The organism is Myxococcales bacterium (assembly GCA_016717005.1).
GTDB lineage: Bacteria > Myxococcota_A > Polyangia > Haliangiales > Haliangiaceae > UBA2376.
This window is the reverse complement of sequence record JADJUF010000020.1, coordinates 55,884-73,859: the sequence shown is the minus strand read 5'-3', so window position 1 is coordinate 73,859 and position 17,976 is coordinate 55,884. Positions and strand designations below refer to the sequence as shown.

Below are 17,976 nucleotides of genomic sequence, written 5' to 3'. Positions count from 1 at the left end.
GGGCCGCGGGTCACGGCGACGGCGCCGGGCTCGGCGACGGGGTCGGGGTCGGCGACGGGGTCGGGGTCGGCGCGGGGCTCGGCGACGGGGTCGGCGACGGGGTCGGCGACGGGGTCGGGGTCGGCATCGGGGTCGGCGACGGCGACGGGGTCGGCGACGGCGTCGGCATCGGGGTCGGCGACGGCGACGGGGTCGGCGACGGCGTCGGCACCAGGTAGCAGTCGCTCGGACAGGTCGAGGCCTCGCCGATCCCGCACACGCCGTCGCCGCACACCGGGTGTTCGTAGGCGTTCTCCATGACGCCGTCGAACGACGCGAAGGTCACGTCGTCGGGCCCCGGCTCGGCGGCGACGTACATGCCCGCGCCGATCAGCCGGTTCGCCGCGTCCGACCACGACACGATCGCGCCGCTGGCCGCGCCCAGGCGCTGCTGCGCGATCGCCGCCTCGGCCTGATCGGCGAAGGTGCCGGCCAGCGCGTTCTCGGAGCTCGCGCGATAGGCGTTGCGGCGGCGGGGCTCGTCGCCACCACCGATGAACACGTCGGCGCCCGCGGTCCGATCGCCGAGCGCGCCCGCGAAGCTCGGCCCGAGGATGACGTCGTAGCGATCGCGCACGGCCGCGTGTCCGAGGCGCTCGACGCGCGTGCCGGCGAGCGCAGGCACGCCCGGGCCGTAGCAGAGCTCCGACAGCGCGCCGGTCGAGGTGCGCACGCCGACGTGGAGGCGGACCCGCTCGCCGAGCCGGGTCATGAGCGCGTAGACCGGGTGCGAGGCGACGTCCCCGGGCATCGTGACCCGGGTCCCGGCGCCGAGCGCGAGCGTGACGTAGGCGCCGAGCAGCGCGCTGTCGACCGGCTCACCGCCGGCGCACGTCACCAGCACGTCGTCGGGGCCGTCGAAGACCGCCGGGACCTGCGAGCTCAGCTGGTACTTGGTCTGCAGGCCGACGACCTGGCCGGTCGGCTGGCCGGGCGGGGCGTAGTAGCTCGCCGACGCCATGAACCGGCCCGCGCGGATCGACAGCCCCTGCCCGGCGCTGGTGGGGAAGCCCACCGCCGCGGCGACCTGCACGACCTGCTCGGCGCGGACGGTGCAATCGCTGCCGCGGCGCACGCGCATCCGCAGCTGGTGCCACACCAGATCGGGGCGCTCGGGATGGGCGATGTAGCCGAGGCCGGTGAACTCGAACCGCGCCAGCTCGGGCGCGCCGGCGCTGGTCTCGAGCCAGCCGGCGAGCGCGACGGCCTCGCCGGGCTGGATCAGGTGCGGGCCGCCCCGTCGACGATCTCGAGATCCGCGCCGATGATCCGGCCGCCGTCGGCGATGTTGCCGACCGGGGCGCCGGTCGCGCCGCCGGGGCCGGCGCCGCACGCCGACGCGCTGGCGTCGAGGCGGATCGCGAAGTCCGACAGGCCCGACACCGCGTTGCGCCAGACCCCGGACGGCGCGTAGCTCGCGCTGTGGCCGTCGCGGTCGGCGTAGTGGTTCCACCACGGCCCGTTGCGGTCCCAGATGCCCGCGGCCGCGCCGGTCTCGACGTCACCCTCGTCGAGCGCGCAGCCGGCGGCGGCGGTGCACGAGACGAACCAAAGCAGCGTGTGCTTGAAGGACCCCATGCCGTCGGTTCAGCACGAACCGTACCGCTCGAACGCGGGCCCAACTCCTCGGATCTCTGTGCGCGCGCGCCCGGCGCCTGCAGGGGCGGGCCCGCAGCTGCGGGCGGCAGCCTGCACCTGCGGCGCCACCGCCCCGCGATCGCACGCCGGCGCCGTCGCGGGCGTGCGTGATACGGTGATCGCGCATGGCCGAGGACGATCCCGGGGTGACCAGGCGGCTGGGCGGGGACGCCGACCCCGCGGCCGGCCTGGCTGCGGGCGATGTCGTCGGGGGCTGGCGGGTGGTGCAGGCGATCGCCAGCGGCGGCTTCGGCACCGTCTACCAGGCCGCGCACGTCCGCTCCGGGGCTACCGGCGCGCTCAAGGTCCTGCACCCGCACCTGGTGACCTCGCCCGAGATCGCCGGGCGGATGGTGCGCGAGGCCGAGATCATCGCCGGGCTCCACCACCCCAACGTGGTCGGGCTGCTCGAGGCCGGTCTGACCGAGGTCGGCGCGCCGTTCCTGGTGATGGAGTTCGTGCGCGGCGTCGACCTCGACACCACGATCCGCGGGCGCGGCCGGTACACCCCGGCCGAGGCGCTGGCCGTGCTCGAGCCGCTGTGCGCCGCGGTCGCCGCCGCCCACGCCCAGGGCGTGATCCACCGCGACCTCAAGGCCGGCAACGTGCTGGTGTGCCGCGACGGCGCCGGCGATCGGGTCGTGCTGGTCGACTTCGGGATCGCCAAGCTGCTCGAGGGCGCCGGCGCCGAGCTGACCGCGTCGCGCCAGGCGCTGGGCACGCCGGCGTCGATGGCGCCCGAGCAGATCCGGGGCGAGGTCATCGACGCCCGCACCGACGTCTACGCGCTCGGCGCGCTCGCGTACCACCTGCTGACCGGCCGGATGGTGTTCGCCGACGCGTCGGTGACGATGTCGCAGTACCTGCACCTGCACGCGGCCCGGCCGCGACCGTCGGAGGTGGCGCCGCTGCCGGCGGCGGTCGACGACGTGATCGTCCGGGCGATGGCGGTCGAGCCGACCCGGCGCTTCGCCGATCCGCTGGCGCTGTTCGCGGCGCTGCGCGCGGCGGTCATGGTCGAGGTCGAGGTCGCGACCCGGGCGATCGTCGGCGCCGCGGTGCTGGTCCGCGCCGATCACGACGCCGCCACGATCGACGACGCGCTCCTCGACGACCTCGACGCGGTGTTCCCGCTGGTCGAGCCGATCGCGGTCGTCGCGGGCTTCACGCTCCTGCGCGAGCTCGGCGACGCCTGGCTGTTCGTGGGCGAGCACCTCGACGCCGCGGCCGCCGCCGCCACGGTCGCGCAGCTCGAGCGCGCGCTGGCGACCCGCCCGACCCGGCACCCCCAGGTCGCGATCGAGCTGCGGACCCGCGTCGGCGAGGCGCTGGTGCGCGGCGCCGAGCTGATCGGCGGCGCGCTGGCCGACCCCGGTGGCTGGTAGCCGCGCCCGCGTCGCGCGCGCCGGCCAGATCTGCTACCCACGGGTGTGCTCGCCTGGACCGCCCACCCCGCGCGCCGCCGGCCCGATCACGTCGCGCTGCTGGCGGCGGTCGTGCTGCTGTCGGCGTGGGCGGTGCTGGTGACGCTCGAGGCGCCGTGGCTGGCGGCGCTGGCGGCGGCGCTGCTGGTGATCGCGGTCGCCCCGTTCTGGCTGCCGACCACGTACCGCCTCGACGACGCCGGCATCGAGGAGCGGCGCTGGCCGCGGCGCCGCTACCGGACCTGGGCCGAGCTGCGCCGGCTCGACGTCGGCGCCCGGGCGCTCCTGCTGTCGCCGTTCGCGCGCGCGACCTGGCTCGATCGCTACCGCGGGATGATCGTCATGTTCGACGGCGGCGATCGCGACGCGATCGTCGCCGCGGCCCGGGCGCGCCTGCCGGCGGTGGCCGGTGACTGATCTCGACGCGCTCGAGGCCAGCCTGGCCGACGACGATCGCGCGATGCTCGACGAGCTGGCCGACGCGATCGCCCGGCGGCGGCTGACCTCGGCCGCGATCTTCATGCTCGAGTCGATGGCGCCGCTCGGGTTCCTCGGCAGCCAGCTCATGATCGGCCTGCGGCCGCTGGTGGCGCTGGTCTGGACCTCGCCGGTGCGCTGGGATCAGGTCCAGCGCGTGCTCGAGCGCCGCGGCGCGATCGAGCTGCTGCTGCGCCGGCTCGAGGCCCGCGCCTGAGCGGCCGCCCGTGATACACCCGGCGGAGATGTCCGCGCCCGCGTCGGCCTCGCCCGCGATCGATCCTGACGCGATCCGCTCGGTGATCGCCACCGACTGCGGCTCGACCACGACCAAGGCGATCCTGATCGAGCGCAACGCCGCCGGCGAGTACCGCCTGACCTGCCGCGGCGAGGCCCCGACCACGGTCGAGGCCCCGGTCGAGGACGTGACCCGGGGCGTGGTCAACGCCGTGCGCGAGATCCAGGAGCTGCGCGGGCGCCAGTTCCTGAGCGACGGCAGCGCCGCCCACCCCCACGGCCCCGACGGGCCGATGATCCTGCGCCCCGAAAAGGACGGCGTCGGCACCGACCTGTACATCTCGACCTCGTCGGCCGGCGGCGGCCTGCAGATGATGGTCGCGGGCGTGGTCAAGAACATGACCGCCGAGAGCGCCACCCGCGCCGCGCTCGGCGCCGGCGCGATCGTCATGGACGCGATCGCCGTCAACGATCGCCGGCTGCCGCACGAGAAGATCGAGCGCATCCGCCAGCTCCGGCCCGACATGATCCTCCTGGCCGGCGGCACCGACGGCGGCACCCGCAAGCACGTCGTCGCGATCGCCGAGCTCTTGCGCGCGGCCCAGCCGCGGCCGCGCCTGGGCGCCAGCTTCGACCTGCCGGTGATCTACGCCGGCAACATCGCGGTCCGGGCCGACGTCGAGCGCATCCTCGGCGGCCAGGTCGCGCTGCAGTTCGTCGACAACCTGCGGCCGACGCTCGAGACCGAGCACCTCGCGCCGGCCCGCGACGCGATCCACGACGTGTTCATGGAGCACGTCATGGCCCAGGCGCCGGGCTACGCCAAGCTGATGAGCTGGTCGGACGCGCCGATCATGCCGACCCCGGGCGCGATGGGGCTGATCATCGCCGCGCTGGCCGCCCGCGATCGCGTCAACGTGGTCGGCGTCGACATCGGCGGCGCCACCACCGACGTGTTCAGCGTCTTCGACGGCACGTTCAACCGCACGGTCTCGGCCAACCTCGGCATGTCGTACTCGGTCAGCAACGTCCTGGCCGAGGCCGGCCTGGCCAGCATCCAGCGCTGGGTCCCGTTCGACCTCGATCCGGCCGAGCTGCGCGATCGCATCGGCGGCAAGATGATCCGCCCGACCACGATCCCCGAGACCCTCGACGAGCTCAAGATCGAGCAGGCGATCGCGCGCGAGGCGCTGCGGCTGTCGTTCATCCAGCACAAGCAGTTCGCGGTCAAGCTCCACGGCGCTCAGCAGGCCCGGTCGATCGCCGACGCGTTCGATCAGCACCACAGCGACTCGCTGGTCGACCTGATGCGGCTCGATCTGCTGGTCGGCTCGGGCGGCGTGCTCAGCCACGCGCCGCGCCGGGCCCAGTCGATGCTGATGATGATCGACGCGTTCCAGGTCGAGGGCGTCACCGAGATCGCGGTCGACTCGATCTTCATGATGCCGCACCTGGGCGTGCTCTCGACGATCCACCCGGCGGCGGCGACCGAGGTGTTCGAGAAGGACTGCCTGGTGCGGCTCGGCACCTGCGTCGCGCCGGTCGGCACCGTCAAGGCGGGGCCGCTGGTCACGGTCGAGCTGCGCATGCCCGACGGGGCGCGCGTGCACGAGGAGCTGGTCGCCGGCGCGCTCACGCGGGTGGCGCTCGCCGACGGCCAGCACGCCGAGCTGGCGCTGACCCCGGCCCGCGGCGTCGACGTCGGCGCCGGTCCCGGCGTCAAGGTCGAGCGGCGGGTGCGCGGCGGCCACGTCGGGCTGGTGTTCGACGCGCGCGGCGCCGGCCGATGACGATCTCCGACGACCGCGCCGCGCGGGTCGCCGCCAGCGCCGATTGGTCGAGCGCCCTGGCGCTGTACCCCGACTGAATCACGTATCCTCACGCGATCCATGGGCGACGCCTACACCCCCGGCCTGACCGTCACGCGCCGCACGACCGTGCGCAAGACGCGGCGGCTGCCGATGCCGGGGACGGTGCTGCGCGCGGTCGGTGACCAGGTGCGCTCGACCGACGTGGTCGCGCGCACCGAGCTGCCCGGCAAGGTCCACCTGGTCAACCTCGCGACCGCCCTCGGCGCGCTGCCCGACGAGCTCGACGACAAGCTGGTGGTGCGGCCGGGCGGCGCGGTCACCAAGGGCGCGCCGCTCGCGACCACGCGCAGCTTCTTCGGCCTGTTCCGCACGACCGTGCCGTCGCCGATCACCGGCACGCTCGAGTCGGTGTCGGCCGTGACCGGGCAGGCGGTGCTGCGCGAGCCGCCGGTGCCGGTCGAGGTCCGGGCCTACGTCGACGGCGTGGTCGTCGAGGTCGTCGCCAGCGAGGGCGTCGTGGTCGAGACCGTCGCGGCGCTGGTGCAGGGCATCTTCGGCCTCGCCGGCGAGGTCCACGCGCCGCTGGTGATGGTCGCGACCGCGCCCGAGCAGCCGCTCGAGGCCGACGATCTGACCAGCGCCCACGCCGGCAAGATCGTGATCGGCGGCGCCCGGGTGTCGCTCGCGGCGATGCGGAAGGCGATGGACCTCGGCGTCGCGGCGATCGTCAGCGGTGGCTTCGCCTACCAGGACGTGCGCGAGCTGCTCGGCTACGACGTCGGCGTCGCGGTCACCGGCACCGAGCACCTCGCGACGACGCTGGTCGTGACCGAGGGCTTCGGCGACATCGCGATGGCCAAGGCCACGTTCGCGCTCCTGCGCGGCTTCGACGGCCGCACCGCGTCGGTGTGCGGCGCCACCCAGATCCGCGCCGGCGTCATCCGGCCCGAGGTCGTCGTGCCGCTCGGCGACGACGCCGCGACCACCGACGAGGTGGCGCCGCCGGCCGGCCTCTCGGTCGGCGCGCCGGTGCGCTGCATCCGCGCGCCGTACTTCGGCAAGCTGGGGACGATCTCGGCGCTGCCGAGCGCGCTGCACACGCTGCCGTCGGAGACCCGCGTGCGCGTGGTCGAGGTGGCGCTCGCCGACGGCACCACCGCGCTGGTCCCGCGCGCCAACGTCGAGGTGATCGAGCGATGAGCCGCGCGCGGACGCTCGCCGCCTGTGCGCTCGTGACGCTGGCCGCGCTGGCCGCGCCGGCCGCGCCGGCCGCGGCGCAGCCGATGACGCCGCTGCCGCCCGGCGTCGGGCCCAGCCGCGATCCCGCGCCGGTGCCGATCGCGCCGCTGCCGGGCCCGCGCCCGCCCCGCGAGCCCGCGGCGGCGCCGGCGCCGCCGGTGCCCGGCGTGCTCGGGCTCGAGGTGCGCGCGCCGAAGAACGACGACGGGCGCCACCTGGTCGTGACGTTCGCCCGCGCCGCCGACGTCGCCGACGACGTGGTGACGCTGATCTTCCGGCGGCCCCACGGCACGCCCGGCGCGGCCGCGGCGTACCCGGAGCTCCTCGCGCCCGCCGACGCTGGCCCCCGCACCTGGGCCGAGGCCTTCGCCGGGCCCAACCCGCCCGAGGTCGGCAAGCTCGCGCTGGGCGACGCGGTCGGCCCCTGGACCGTCGCGACCGTGCTCGAGGGCGGGGAGACCGACTTCACCGACGAGGTCGCGCCCGGCGGCAGCTACGAGTACGTCGTGGTCGAGGCCCGGCGCGGCCCCGGCAAGGTCATCGTCGCGACCTCGCCGGCCGCGGTGCTGGGGCCGCGCAACCCCGAGGCCGCGTGGTTCAACACCGGCCGCGCCGGCATCCTCGCGGTCGTCCTGCTGATCGCCGCGCTGATCGGCTGGTACGTCCGGGCCGCGCGCGACAAGAAGGAGCTGTACATCCGTCGGCTGCCCGGCGTCGACGCCATCGAGGACGCGATCGGCCGCTCGACCGAGATGGGCCGGCCGGTCCTGTACGTGACCGGCCTCGAGGACATCCAGAACATCCAGACCATCGCGTCGCTGCTCATCCTCGGCCATGTCGCCGAGAAGACCGCCGAGTACGACACCGACCTCACGGTCGCCAACTACTACCCGCTGACGATGATCGTCGCCGAGGAGGTCGTCCGCCAGGGCTACGCCAACGCCGGCCGCATCGACGCCCACCGGCCCGAGCGGTGCCTGTTCATCACCGCCGAGCAGTTCGCGTTCGCCGCCGGCGTCAGCGGCATCATCCTGCGCGATCGCCCGGCGACGAACATCTACTTCGGCGCGTTCTACGGCGAGTCGTTGCTCCTGGCCGAGACCGGGTTCCTGACCGGCGCGGTCCAGATCGCCGGCACCGCCGAGCTGACCCAGCTGCCGTTCTTCATCACCGCCTGCGACTACACGCTCATCGGCGAGGAGCTGTACGCGGCCTCGGCCTACCTGACCAAGGAGCCGACGCTGCTGGCCAACCTCAAGGCCGGCGACGCCTTCAAGATGCTCGCGATGCTGTTCATCGTCGTCGGGGTCATCCTGGCGACCGCCGGGGTGTTCGACCTCGGGCCCAAGGTGTTCCCGTGAAGAAGACCCTGCCGATCGTGCTGGGCACGCTGTTCGGCGCCTACGCCCTGGCCGAGTTCTACATCCCGCACCACCTGGTCGGGTCGCTGTCGGGCGAGTTCCGGTCGTGGGCGGCGATCCTCGCCGCGGTCGCCTTCATCATCGGCGGCATCAACATCATCCAGGTCACCTGGCCCAAGATCCGGCGGCGCGAGGCCGACTGGCAGTTCAAGGTGGTGCTCCTGGCCTCGGCCGCGGTCATGCTGCTGGTCGGCCTGCCGTGGCACAAGCTCGGCGCCAGCGCCAAGGCGCCGACCATCGCGCGCGGGCCGACCACGCCCAGCGCCGACGAGGCCGCGCCCGCGACGGTGACGGTCACCGTGCCGGCCGACGCCATGTACCAGGTCGGCGCCACCATCGGCGCCGGCACCGGGCGGCCGGTGGCGATCGAGGTGCCGCCGGGCGAGGTCGCGATCAAGCTGTACCGGCGGGTCGCCGGGTACCGCGCGCTCGAGGCGACGGTCACGCTCGCCGCCGGTGACAGCGTCAGCGTGGGCGGCGATCCGCCGATGCTGTGGGGCCGCGACGGGCGCGTGTTCGTGTGGATCTACGATCACGTCTTCGGCCCGGCCAACGCGACCATGTTTGCGCTCCTGGCGTTCTTCGTCGCGTCCGCGGCGTTCCGCGCGTTCCGGGCCCGCAACACCGAGGCGGCGCTGCTGCTGGCCGCGGCGATCTTCATGATGCTGGGCCGGGCGCCGCTGGGCGGGGCGATCTCCGACGTGTTCCCCGACCTCGCGCAGTGGCTGCTCGACGTGCCGTCCAACGGCGGCCGCCGCGCGATCATGATGGGGGCGGCGATCGGCGCGATCGCCACCGGCCTGCGCGTCATCCTCGGTCTCGAGCGCTCGCACCTGGGGAACGACTGATGGCCGTCGCCCGCGAACACTGGAGCGAGCGTCTGCAGCGCTTCGATCGTCGCTGGATCTTCCTGGTGATGGCGATCGCGGTGGTGGTGCCGCTGTTCTTCCCGCTGGGGCTGCCGGCCAAGCCGGACCCGATGACCAAGGCCGCGTTCAACGCGGTCGAGGCGCTGCCGACCTGCGAGCTGGATCCGGCGACCGACCAGCCGCGCCCGGGGTCGCCGCGGTGCGCCCGGGTGTTCGTGTCGCTCGATCTCGATCCGGCCTCGACCCCCGAGATCGAGCCGTTCTACCGGGCGGTGGCGCTGCACCTCAAGCGCAAGCACGCGCGCCTGGTGTTCGCGACCACCTGGTACCAGGCGCCGCCGCTGGTCGAGCGCTACCTGCGCGAGACCGTCGACGCGGCGATCGCGCCGCCCGGCACCGACGGCTACGCCGGGGCGCCCGACGCCCCGTACCGGAAGAACGTCGACTACGTGAACCTGGGGTTCCGCGACGGCCGGGGCGCCATCATCCAGCAGTTCGGCACCGACCTGCGCGACGCGTTCGACGGCCACGCCGACGACGGCACGCCGCTCGATCGCATCCCGATGATGCAGGGGCTCAACAAGCTCAAGGACTTCGATCTGATCGTGCTGGTGAGCGCCGGTTCGCCCGGCGCCAAGGAGTACGTGCAGTTCGTCGGCACGCGCGAGAAGCTGCCGATGATCGCGGCCTGCACCGCGGTGTCGACCACCGACCTGGCGCCGTACTTCCAGACCGGCCAGCTGATCGGCCTGGTCGGCGGCATGGCCGGCTCGGCCGGGTACGAGAACCTGGTCGGCAAGCCCGGGGCCGGCACCGCCGGCGCCGACGTGCTCAACATCGCCAACCTGGTCGTGATCGCCGCGATCCTGTTCGGCAACGTCGTGTTCTTCGCCGGGCGCTGGCACCGGCGCCGCGGAGGCCGCCGATGACCGCGCTGCCGCTGGTCGACATCGTCGGCTACTGGATCGGGATCTTCATCACGTTCGCGTGCCTGTCGTTCCTGTACAAGGACAACCCGTTCTACAAGCTGGCCGAGCACCTCTTCATCGGCGTGTCGGTCGGGTACCTGATCGTCCTGCAGTACGGCGACAACGTCGAGCCCAAGGTGGTCGACGCGCTGTTCCGCGGCGGCGCCCATGGCGTGTGGTGGGTGCTGCGCGCGCTGGCGCTGGTGCTGGTGGTGTTGATGTTCGTCAAGGTGCTGTCGCCCCGGTGGGGCTGGCTGGGGCGCTACCCGCTGGCGTTCGTCGTCGCGTTCTACGCCGGCCTCCAGGTCAACGCGGTCGCGCAGTCCGAGCTGGCCGAGCAGATCAAGTTCTCGGCGGGCTCGATCGACGCGCCCAAGGTCGATCTCAACTCCGCCGACGACGAGGCCCTGACCGCGCTGCCGGGCAGCTCGCCGCTGGTGGCGAAGAAGCTCCTCGACGAGCGCGCGCAGCGGCCGTTCGCGAGCCTCGACGACGCCGCCACCCGGCCGAGCCTGACGCCGCTCGAGCGCGCCGACCTGGCCGCGGCCCGCGGCTCGATGATCGGCCTCGACGCCAAGGCCGCGGTCGAGCCCGGGCACCACGACGGGTTCGGGATCGTGTCGAACCTGCTGCTCCTGGCCGGGCTCTTGTCGTCCTTGGTCTACTTCTACTTCTCGGTCGCCCACCGCGGGCCGATCGGGGCGATCTCGCGGTTCGGCGTCTGGGTGTTGATGATCGGCTTCGGCGCCAGCTTCGGCCTGACCGTGCAGGGCCGGATCTCGCTGGCGATCGGCCGCGCCTACGACGTGCTGGGGCGCACGGTCGCGCCCGAGGACGCCGACCGCATCCACGGCCCGGTGGTCGCGCTCGTGTGCATCGCGCTCATCGGCGGCGGCATCGCGGTCTGGGAGGTGCGTGAGCGCCGCCGGGATCGTGACCGCGACCCTGGCGCCAGCGGCGGAAGCTGATAGGTTCCCCGCGTGTACGAGCTCCAGATCGGGTGGCGCTACCTGTACGCCGGCCACCGTGAGCCGGGGCTGGTCATCGGGCTCGTGCTGTCGCTGCTCCTGGCCGCGCTCGGGCTGGGCCTGGTGCTGGCGCTGGGCAGCGGCCACGCCATCGGCGTCGTGCTGCTGCTGATCGGCCTGGTCTCGGCCGCGGTGTTCGGGCTGCTGTCGCTCCTGTCGGTGTCGAGCGCGGTCGCCGTGCTGGGCGTGGTGCTCGGGGTCGCGGCGTTGACCGTCGTGCTGTCGGTGACCACCGGCTTCCAGGATCAGTTCCGCGACAAGGTCCTGGGCGTCAACGCCCACGTGATCATCATGAAGAGCTCCACCGACTTCGCGGAGTACCGCGACGTCATGGACATCGCGAAGTCGATCGATCCCGACGTCGTCGCGGTGCAGCCGTTCAACTTCCTCGAGCTGCTCGCCACCACCGGCCACGGCCGGATCTCGGGCGTCGCGGTCAAGGGCGTCGATCCCGAGCTGGTCACCTCGGTGCTCGACCTCGAGAAGCACATGATCGCGGGCGACCTGGCGACGCTCAAGGTCAAGTCGAGCGCCACGGTCCTGCCCAACATCATCGTCGGCAAGGAGCTGGCCCGGAAGCTCCGGATCGGCGTCGGCGACGACGTCACGATCGTCGTGCCGCTGTCGAACGTCGACTTCGAGACCTGGCGGACCAAGGCCGCGGCGCCCAAGACCCGCCGGTTCCGGGTGTCGGGCATCTTCTACAGCGGCTTCGAGGAGTACGACCGCCGGCTCATGTACACCAGCCTGGCCGAGACCCAGGTGCTGACCGACAGGGGCGACCGGGTCATGGGCGTCGAGCTCAAGGTCAAGGACGTCGATCGGGCCTCGCAGATCGCGGCCAAGCTGCGCAAGCGCTTGGGCGAGCCGCCGTTCCAGGTCCAGGACTGGTACGAGCTCAACCACAACCTGTTCAAGGCGCTGACCACGCAGAAGCTGGTGCTGCTGATCGTGCTGACGCTGATCATCGCGGTCGCGACCGTCAACCTGGTCTCGGCGCTGACGATGATGGTGACCGATCGCGTGCGCGAGATCGCGATCCTCAAGTCGATGGGCGCGCAGTCCAAGGGCATCGGCGTCGCGTTCGTGGTGGTCGGGGGTGCCATCGGCGTCCTGGGCACGGTCGTCGGCATCGGCCTCGGGGTCGCCACGTGCGTGGTCGTGCGCGGCTACGGCTACCGGCTCGATCCCAAGGTCTACCTGATCGATCGCCTGCCCATCAGCATGCGCCCGTCGGAGATCCTGCTGGTCGCCGGCATCACGATGGCGCTGTGCCTGATCGCCACGCTCATCCCCACCATCAAGGCCGCGAACCTGCGGCCGGTGGTCGGGCTGCGCGAGGACTGAGCACGGGCTGCGCGCGGGCTGCTGACGGGCTGCGCGCGGGCTGCTGACGGCCTGCGCGCGGGCTGCTGACGGCCTGCGCGGGCTGATGACGGCCTGCGCGGGCTGATGACGGCCTGCGCGGGCTGATGACGGCCTGCGCGGGCTGATGACGGCCTGCGCGGGCTGATGACGGCCTGACCCCGGTCGCGGCATCCGGTATGGTGCCGCCCATGGTCCTTGGCCTGCCTCGATGGGTGTCGCCCGCGGTCTGGGCGCTGATCGGCGTGACGCTGACGGTGTCGCTGGTGGCGGCGCTGGGCGACGGCGACGGCGCGTGGTTCGGACACCTGGCGCTGGTGCCGAGCCGGGTGTGGCAGGGCGAGGTGTGGCGGCTCGTGACCTGGCCGTTCGCCGCGCCGGGCCCGTACGGGCTGGTGTTCGCGTGCGTCACGCTCTACTGGTTCGGTGGCGCGCTCGCGGGGGCGTGGGGCGACGCGCGGTTCGTGCGGTTCGTCGGCGCGATCCTCGGGCTGGCCGGGGTCGGCACGACGATCCTGGCGCTGGTCGTCCCGGGCGCCGGCGACGTCGCGCACCTGGGCGGCTGGGCGCTCGCCGACGCGCTGGTGGTGGCGTGGGCGCTGCAGTTCCCCGAGCGCCCGCTCCGGTTCTACGGCGTCCTGTCCGTCGGCGGCGCGCTCCTGGCCTACGGCACTGTGGCGCTGACGGTGCTGGCCGCGGCCTACTTCGGGCTGCGCTGGGTGCTGCCCGAGTTGATCGCCGGCGGCGCCACGCTCGCGTACATGACCGGGGCCCGACCCGCGTCATGACGCGGCTCGTGATCCGGTTCCGGCGCTGGCGCTCGCCGCTGCGGGTCGTCCGCGGCGGCCGCGACGACCGCTGGGGCAACTGAGCGGGTCCGTCGTTCGCCTCGTCGGCGCCTGCGGCCCGCGGCGGCGCGTCACCGCGCGACGACGCTCCAGACGATCTGCGGACCCTGCCGGGCGCCGAAACTGATCTGGGTCTCGGCGGCGTCGAAGGTCGGCTTCCAGACTCGATCGAAGCCCTCGCTGCGCTTGTCGCCGACGAAGGCGTACACCTTGCCGTCCTGCCTGGCGGTGTAGGCGAGCTGGCGGTCGCCGACCACGATGAACTCGATCTCTTCGTACGGCCCGTTGATCGTGTCGCCGGCCACCAGGAACCGCTTGCCGTCCTGGATGGCCTTGTAGGCGGCGAGGGTGCCGTCGCGGCTCAGGACCGGGATCACGACCTCGTCGAAGGCGGGCCCGGGCTTGCCGCCCACGACCATGCGCTGCTTGTCGCCGTCCGCGACCGCGTACGCGACGACCTTGCCGTCGGCGCTCACGACTGGGTCGCCGACGATGGGCTGCTCGGTGATCGTGTCGCCGACGATCACCGACCGCGCCTTCCCGGTCCGGACCGCGGCCGCCACGACGTTGGCGTCGGCGCTGATGGTCGGATCGCCGACCCGATCGAAGGGCCCCCGCACCTCGCCATTGACGACCAGGAACTCCTTGCCCCCCTTCTCGCCGGTGTACGCGACGAGCGTGCCGTCGGCGCTCACCACCGGCGCGCCGACCTTCTCGAAGATCGGGCCCGGCTTGTCACCCACGACCACGCGCTCCTTGCCGCCCGTCGGGGACGCCCGGTACGCGACGACCCGTGCGTTCGCGCTCATGACCAGCGACCAGACCAGGAAGTACGGCGCGCCGGGCTTGCCGTCGATGACCGCGAACGCCTTGTCGTCCCGCTCGGCCTCGAACGCCACGAAGCTGCCGTCGTCGCTCAGGACGAGCTCGCCGACGCTGTCGTAGACCTCGCTCGGCTTCGCGCCGACGACGACGAACCCGCCACGGCCGTCCTTGGCGGCGTAGGCGCCGAGCGTGCCGTCCGCGCTCACCCATTCGAAGTTCACGTACGTCAGGGGGGCGCTGCGCTGCTCGCCGAGGACGAAGAAGTGATCGTCACCCTTCCTGGCCTGGTACGCGACGACGCCGGCGTTCGCGCTGAGCCGCGGGATGATGCTGACCTCGTCGTACGGCGGGCTGAGCTTGTCCCCGACCCCGATGAACGCCGCCCCACCTCGCTTCGCGGTGTACGCGACGACGCTCCCGTCGCGATTGAAGTACGCGGACCCGAGCACGAGATCGGCGGGGAGCGTGGCCAGGACGCGATCGATCGCGGCCGGGGCCGGTTGCGCCGGCGTCCCGGCCGCGGCGGGCCCGGCCGCCGGCGCTCCCGACGGGGGCGGCGGCTCCTTCTTGGAGCCGCAGCTGCCCACGGCCAGCGCGGACAACGCTACTGCAACGACCCTGCGCATGTGGTTTCTACTTTGTGGGGGTTTGAGCTCAAACCGCCGACGGCGGCTGACGCTCCTCCGAGGCTACGTCGCCCCCCGGCCGAGGTTCAATGCTGCCCGCCGCCGTTCCGCGGCGCCGCCTCGCTCACGGCGCCGTGGCGAGCGCCGCGCCGCCCGCGCTGACGTCGACCAGCTCCTCGTCGATGTCGCGCGGTCGCAGGCGACGGCAGGTGCCGTGGCGCGTCGCGCGGCGCGTCGATGTTCCTGTCGGTGGTGGCCGGCTCCACCGCGCGGGGCTGGCCGCGATCCGCGGCCAGCCCGGCCGCCGGCGTCGCCCGCTGCGCTACTCGGCGACGGCGCTGGCGCTGGTGATCGCGAGGGTCAGGTCGGTGAGCGCGGCGAGGTCGGTGACGACGATCGCGGTGCCGTCGATGTGCGTCGCCAGGTCGGCGCGGACGCGGCCGTCGAGGTCGGTGGTGATCGCGACGGTGAACGGCGTGCGCGGGGCCTTGCGCATGCCCAGCGGCAGGACCGCGCCGTCGTCGCTGACCAGCGACCAGTCGAGGATCAGGTCGGCCTTGCCGAAGCCGACGATCGCGTCGAGCGGGCCGTCGACGGGGATGGGCACCGACAGCTGGGTGCCGAGCGTCAGCCGCAGGTCGGTGAAGCGCACCGGCGCCGGACCGAGCATGCCGGCGGGGACGGTGACGTCGGCCAGCGGCAGCGTCAGGTCCTCGACCAGCAGGTAGTGGTCGGCGGTCGTGCGGAGCACGACCTCGCCGCCGACGATCGTCGGCGTCAGCGCCAGCGCCTGGCCGCGCGCGATCGCGGTGACCGCGAGATCGCCGTCGGCCGCGACGTCGAGGCGCGCGCGCGCGGCCAGGCGGTCGGCCAGCGGCGCGTCGCTACCGGTGGGGGCGAAGCCGCACGCGGCGGTCGCCAGGGTTGCCGCGAGGGTGGAGACGAGGCGGAGGTCCATGCGGTCTGAGTAGTCACCGCGCACCGGGTCGCAAGGCCGCGGCTCGACGTGAACCCGTATCCTATTGACTTCGGGTCAATAAAAACTGAAAATAGTTTCATGAATTCGAGTCGCCGGAATCGGCCTCGGTAGCGGCGCGTACAGGCGGCGGCGCGGGTATGGTGCCGCGCGTGATCGCGTCGCTGTTCGGCCAGCCCCTGTCCGCGCCCGTCCGGACGCGGGTCGGCACGCTGCGGACCGCGACCCTGGCCGAGACCTGGCGTCGGTTCGCGCCGCTGGCGCCGCGGGTCGGGCTCACCCGCCTGGCCGAGCTGACCGGGCTCGACGCGCTCGGCGTGCCGGTGTTCGCGGCGATCCGGCCGATGGGCAAGTCGCTGTCGTCGTCGCAGGGCAAGGGCGTGACCGCGCTCGCGGCCAAGGTGTCGGCGTTGATGGAGAGCCTCGAGACCTGGCACGCCGAGGAGCGTCGGCCCGATCGCGTCGCCAGCGCGCGGACGCTGGGGCCGCGCACGATCGCGCTGGCCCAGGCGCTGCCGCGTCACCCGCGCCGGTTCGCGCTCGACGTCGCGCGGCCCTGGGTCCGGGGCGTGGCGCTGCCGAGCGGCCGCGCGGTCTGGGTGCCGTGGGAGTCGGTGACGCTCGACTGCGTGCCGGCCGCGACCGCGCCGCCGCTGTTCGACGTGTCGTCCAACGGCCTGGCCTCGGGCAACACCCTGGTCGAGGCGATCGTCCACGGCCTGTGCGAGGTGATCGAGCGCGACGCCGAGGCCACCTGGCGCCTGACCGGCCACGATCGCCGGGTCGTGCTCGACACCGTCGCCGATCGCACGGTCCAGCGGCTGATCGCGCAGGTGACCGCGGCCGGCGCGCGGCTGTGGTTGTGGGACCTGACCAGCGACGTCGACGTGCCGGTGTTCGGCTGCGGCCTGATGCACGACCCGCGCGAGCCGAGCTGGCGCGCGGTCGGCTTCTACCAGGGCTTCGGCTGTCACCTCGATCCGGCGATCGCGATGGCCCGGGCGATCACCGAGGCGGCCCAGACCCGGATGACGTACATCTCGGGCGCGCGCGACGACTTCTTTCCGCACGACTACCAGCGCGCCAGCGATCGGCGCGTGCTGGCGCGGGTGTGGCGCCGGTACGCGGCGCCGCCCGACGAGTCGATCGACGCCGGCGCGTACCCGCGGCCGCACGTGCGCGAGCTCGGCGACGCGCTGGCCCAGGTGCTCGCGGCGCTGGCCGCGGCCGGCACGCCCGAGGCGGTCGTGGTCGATCTCCGCCAGCCCGGGCTCGACGTGCCGGTGGTCAAGGTGCTGGTGCCGGGCCGGGCCACGCGGCTCGAGGGGCTGGGCTGATGCGGCCGGCGCGCGCCGACGGCGCGACGATCGTCTTCGTCGGACCCAGCCTGCCGGCGGCCGAGGTGCGGGCGCTGGCGCCCGACGCCGAGCTGCGTCCGCCGGTGGCCGCGCTCGACGTGGTCCGGCTGCTGCGGCGCCGGCGCCCGGCGCGGCTGGTGATCATCGACGGCTACTTCGAGCGCATGGCCGCGGTCTGGCACAAGGAGCTCTTGCTGGCGCTCGAGCACGGCGTCGAGGTGTGGGGCGCCGCCAGCATGGGCGCGCTGCGCGCGGCCGAGCTCGATCGGTTCGGCATGCGCGGGGTCGGCTCGATCTACCGCGACTACCGGCGCGGCCGGCTGATCGGCGACGCCGAGGTCGCGGTCGCGCACCTGCCGGCCGAGGGCGGCTACCTGGCGCTGTCGGTGCCGCTCGTGAACGTCCGCGCGGTCGTGGCGCGGGCCCGCGTCGCCGGCGTGCTCGACGCGCGCGCCGCGACGATGGTCGTGCGCGCGGCCGCGGCGATCGCGTACTGGGATCGCACCTGGGCCGCGGTCGACGCGGCCGTGCCGGCACCGGCGCGCGCGCGGTTCACGGCGTGGCGCGTCGCGCACCCGTTCGACCGCAAGGCCGACGACGCGCGCGCGCTCCTGCGCACGCTGGCGGACACGCCGCCGGTGTCCGCGCCCGGCGCGCCGGTGCCCCGCACGTGGGCGTTCGCGCAGCTGCTGGCGCTGGCGACGCGGCGCGCGCGCTGACGGCGTCGCCGGGGCGATCGTCCCGGCGGCGGGCCGGCCGCGCTGATCGCCGCGATCCGGACAGCCATGTCGCGGTGGCCCGAGGCGCCCGACATCGGCGTCATGGAC

At 73.7% G+C, this 17,976-nt stretch carries 16 protein-coding genes and 1 pseudogene; 13 read left to right on the top strand and 4 right to left on the bottom strand.

Translation table 11 applies throughout. The annotated features are described in order from the left end of the window. Positions 1 to 10: 10 nt before the first annotated feature. Positions 11 to 1,120: a hypothetical protein gene (locus IPL61_18355; GenBank protein MBK9033204.1), complete on the bottom strand. Its 1,110-nt coding sequence runs from the start codon at positions 1,118 to 1,120 to the stop codon at positions 11 to 13. Positions 1,121 to 1,260: 140 nt separating this feature from the next. Further along, on the bottom strand, positions 1,261 to 1,617 hold the full coding sequence (locus IPL61_18350) for a hypothetical protein (protein ID MBK9033203.1): 357 nt from the start codon (positions 1,615 to 1,617) through the stop codon (positions 1,261 to 1,263). A gap of 185 nt (positions 1,618 to 1,802) precedes the next feature. Here IPL61_18350 and IPL61_18345 point away from each other — a divergent pair, with 185 nt between their 5' ends. The 11 genes and pseudogenes from IPL61_18345 (at position 1,803) to IPL61_18295 (ending at position 13,304) form a co-directional block, all read left to right on the top strand. Beyond that, positions 1,803 to 3,062: a serine/threonine protein kinase gene (locus IPL61_18345; protein ID MBK9033202.1), complete on the top strand. Its 1,260-nt coding sequence runs from the start codon at positions 1,803 to 1,805 to the stop codon at positions 3,060 to 3,062. 45 nt (positions 3,063 to 3,107) lie between these two features. Further along, complete coding sequence (locus IPL61_18340) at positions 3,108 to 3,518, top strand: hypothetical protein (GenBank protein ID MBK9033201.1); 411 nt, start codon at positions 3,108 to 3,110, stop codon at positions 3,516 to 3,518. Next, positions 3,511 to 3,795 carry a hypothetical protein gene (locus tag IPL61_18335; GenBank protein ID MBK9033200.1) on the top strand — a complete coding sequence of 95 codons (285 nt, stop codon included), beginning with the start codon at positions 3,511 to 3,513 and terminating at the stop codon, positions 3,793 to 3,795. Before IPL61_18340 ends, IPL61_18335 begins: the two co-directional genes overlap by 8 nt. A 28-nt stretch (positions 3,796 to 3,823) precedes the next feature. Continuing rightward, positions 3,824 to 5,682 (top strand): annotated as a pseudogene (locus IPL61_18330) (glutamate mutase L). Between the two features lie 22 nt (positions 5,683 to 5,704). Continuing rightward, the gene (locus IPL61_18325; protein MBK9033199.1) at positions 5,705 to 6,826 is read left to right on the top strand and encodes a hypothetical protein; all 1,122 of its coding nucleotides are present in this window, start codon (positions 5,705 to 5,707) and stop codon (positions 6,824 to 6,826) included. Further along, positions 6,823 to 8,226, top strand: a complete 1,404-nt coding sequence (locus IPL61_18320; protein ID MBK9033198.1) for a hypothetical protein — start codon at positions 6,823 to 6,825, stop codon at positions 8,224 to 8,226. Before IPL61_18325 ends, IPL61_18320 begins: the two co-directional genes overlap by 4 nt. Then, positions 8,223 to 9,134 (top strand): hypothetical protein, encoded by a 912-nt coding sequence (locus IPL61_18315; protein ID MBK9033197.1) that lies wholly within the window; start codon positions 8,223 to 8,225, stop codon positions 9,132 to 9,134. Before IPL61_18320 ends, IPL61_18315 begins: the two co-directional genes overlap by 4 nt. Beyond that, entirely contained in the window at positions 9,134 to 10,084 is a 951-nt protein-coding gene (locus tag IPL61_18310; protein ID MBK9033196.1) for a hypothetical protein, read from the top strand. Before IPL61_18315 ends, IPL61_18310 begins: the two co-directional genes overlap by 1 nt. Next, a complete protein-coding gene (locus tag IPL61_18305; GenBank protein MBK9033195.1) occupies positions 10,081 to 11,091 on the top strand; it encodes a hypothetical protein in 1,011 nt (336 codons plus the stop codon). Before IPL61_18310 ends, IPL61_18305 begins: the two co-directional genes overlap by 4 nt. A 12-nt stretch (positions 11,092 to 11,103) precedes the next feature. Beyond that, on the top strand, positions 11,104 to 12,498 hold the full coding sequence (locus tag IPL61_18300; GenBank protein ID MBK9033194.1) for an ABC transporter permease: 1,395 nt from the start codon (positions 11,104 to 11,106) through the stop codon (positions 12,496 to 12,498). A gap of 209 nt (positions 12,499 to 12,707) precedes the next feature. Beyond that, positions 12,708 to 13,304, top strand: coding sequence for a rhomboid family intramembrane serine protease (locus IPL61_18295; GenBank protein ID MBK9033193.1), 597 nt, complete (start codon positions 12,708 to 12,710; stop codon positions 13,302 to 13,304). A 131-nt stretch (positions 13,305 to 13,435) separates the two neighbouring features. Here the strand turns inward: IPL61_18295 and IPL61_18290 are convergent, their stop codons facing one another. Both IPL61_18290 and IPL61_18285 read right to left on the bottom strand, forming a co-directional pair. Continuing rightward, positions 13,436 to 14,815 carry a hypothetical protein gene (locus IPL61_18290; GenBank protein ID MBK9033192.1) on the bottom strand — a complete coding sequence of 460 codons (1,380 nt, stop codon included), beginning with the start codon at positions 14,813 to 14,815 and terminating at the stop codon, positions 13,436 to 13,438. 322 nt (positions 14,816 to 15,137) lie between these two features. Beyond that, a complete protein-coding gene (locus IPL61_18285) occupies positions 15,138 to 15,773 on the bottom strand; it encodes a hypothetical protein (protein MBK9033191.1) in 636 nt (211 codons plus the stop codon). A gap of 170 nt (positions 15,774 to 15,943) precedes the next feature. Here IPL61_18285 and IPL61_18280 point away from each other — a divergent pair, with 170 nt between their 5' ends. Both IPL61_18280 and IPL61_18275 read left to right on the top strand, forming a co-directional pair. Continuing rightward, the gene (locus tag IPL61_18280) at positions 15,944 to 17,128 is read left to right on the top strand and encodes a YcaO-like family protein (protein ID MBK9033190.1); all 1,185 of its coding nucleotides are present in this window, start codon (positions 15,944 to 15,946) and stop codon (positions 17,126 to 17,128) included. After that, positions 17,128 to 17,868 carry a TfuA domain-containing protein gene (locus IPL61_18275; GenBank protein MBK9033189.1) on the top strand — a complete coding sequence of 247 codons (741 nt, stop codon included), beginning with the start codon at positions 17,128 to 17,130 and terminating at the stop codon, positions 17,866 to 17,868. Before IPL61_18280 ends, IPL61_18275 begins: the two co-directional genes overlap by 1 nt. Positions 17,869 to 17,976 lie beyond the last annotated feature (108 nt).

Excerpts from the sequence above, each read along its gene's own strand:
- IPL61_18290 (MBK9033192.1), bottom strand. The coding sequence starts at position 14,815 with ATGCGCAGGGTCGTTGCAGTAGCGTTGTCCGCGCTGGCCGTGGGCAGC.
- IPL61_18285 (MBK9033191.1), bottom strand. The coding sequence starts at position 15,773 with ATGGACCTCCGCCTCGTCTCCACCCTCGCGGCAACCCTGGCGACCGCC.
- IPL61_18275 (MBK9033189.1), top strand. The coding sequence starts at position 17,128 with ATGCGGCCGGCGCGCGCCGACGGCGCGACGATCGTCTTCGTCGGACCC.
- IPL61_18320 (MBK9033198.1), top strand. The coding sequence starts at position 6,823 with ATGAGCCGCGCGCGGACGCTCGCCGCCTGTGCGCTCGTGACGCTGGCC.
- IPL61_18345 (MBK9033202.1), top strand. The coding sequence starts at position 1,803 with ATGGCCGAGGACGATCCCGGGGTGACCAGGCGGCTGGGCGGGGACGCC.
- IPL61_18305 (MBK9033195.1), top strand. The coding sequence starts at position 10,081 with ATGACCGCGCTGCCGCTGGTCGACATCGTCGGCTACTGGATCGGGATC.
- IPL61_18310 (MBK9033196.1), top strand. The coding sequence starts at position 9,134 with ATGGCCGTCGCCCGCGAACACTGGAGCGAGCGTCTGCAGCGCTTCGAT.
- IPL61_18325 (MBK9033199.1), top strand. The coding sequence starts at position 5,705 with ATGGGCGACGCCTACACCCCCGGCCTGACCGTCACGCGCCGCACGACC.
- IPL61_18295 (MBK9033193.1), top strand. The coding sequence starts at position 12,708 with ATGGTCCTTGGCCTGCCTCGATGGGTGTCGCCCGCGGTCTGGGCGCTG.
- IPL61_18350 (MBK9033203.1), bottom strand. The coding sequence starts at position 1,617 with ATGGGGTCCTTCAAGCACACGCTGCTTTGGTTCGTCTCGTGCACCGCC.
- IPL61_18355 (MBK9033204.1), bottom strand. The coding sequence starts at position 1,120 with ATGCGCGTGCGCCGCGGCAGCGATTGCACCGTCCGCGCCGAGCAGGTC.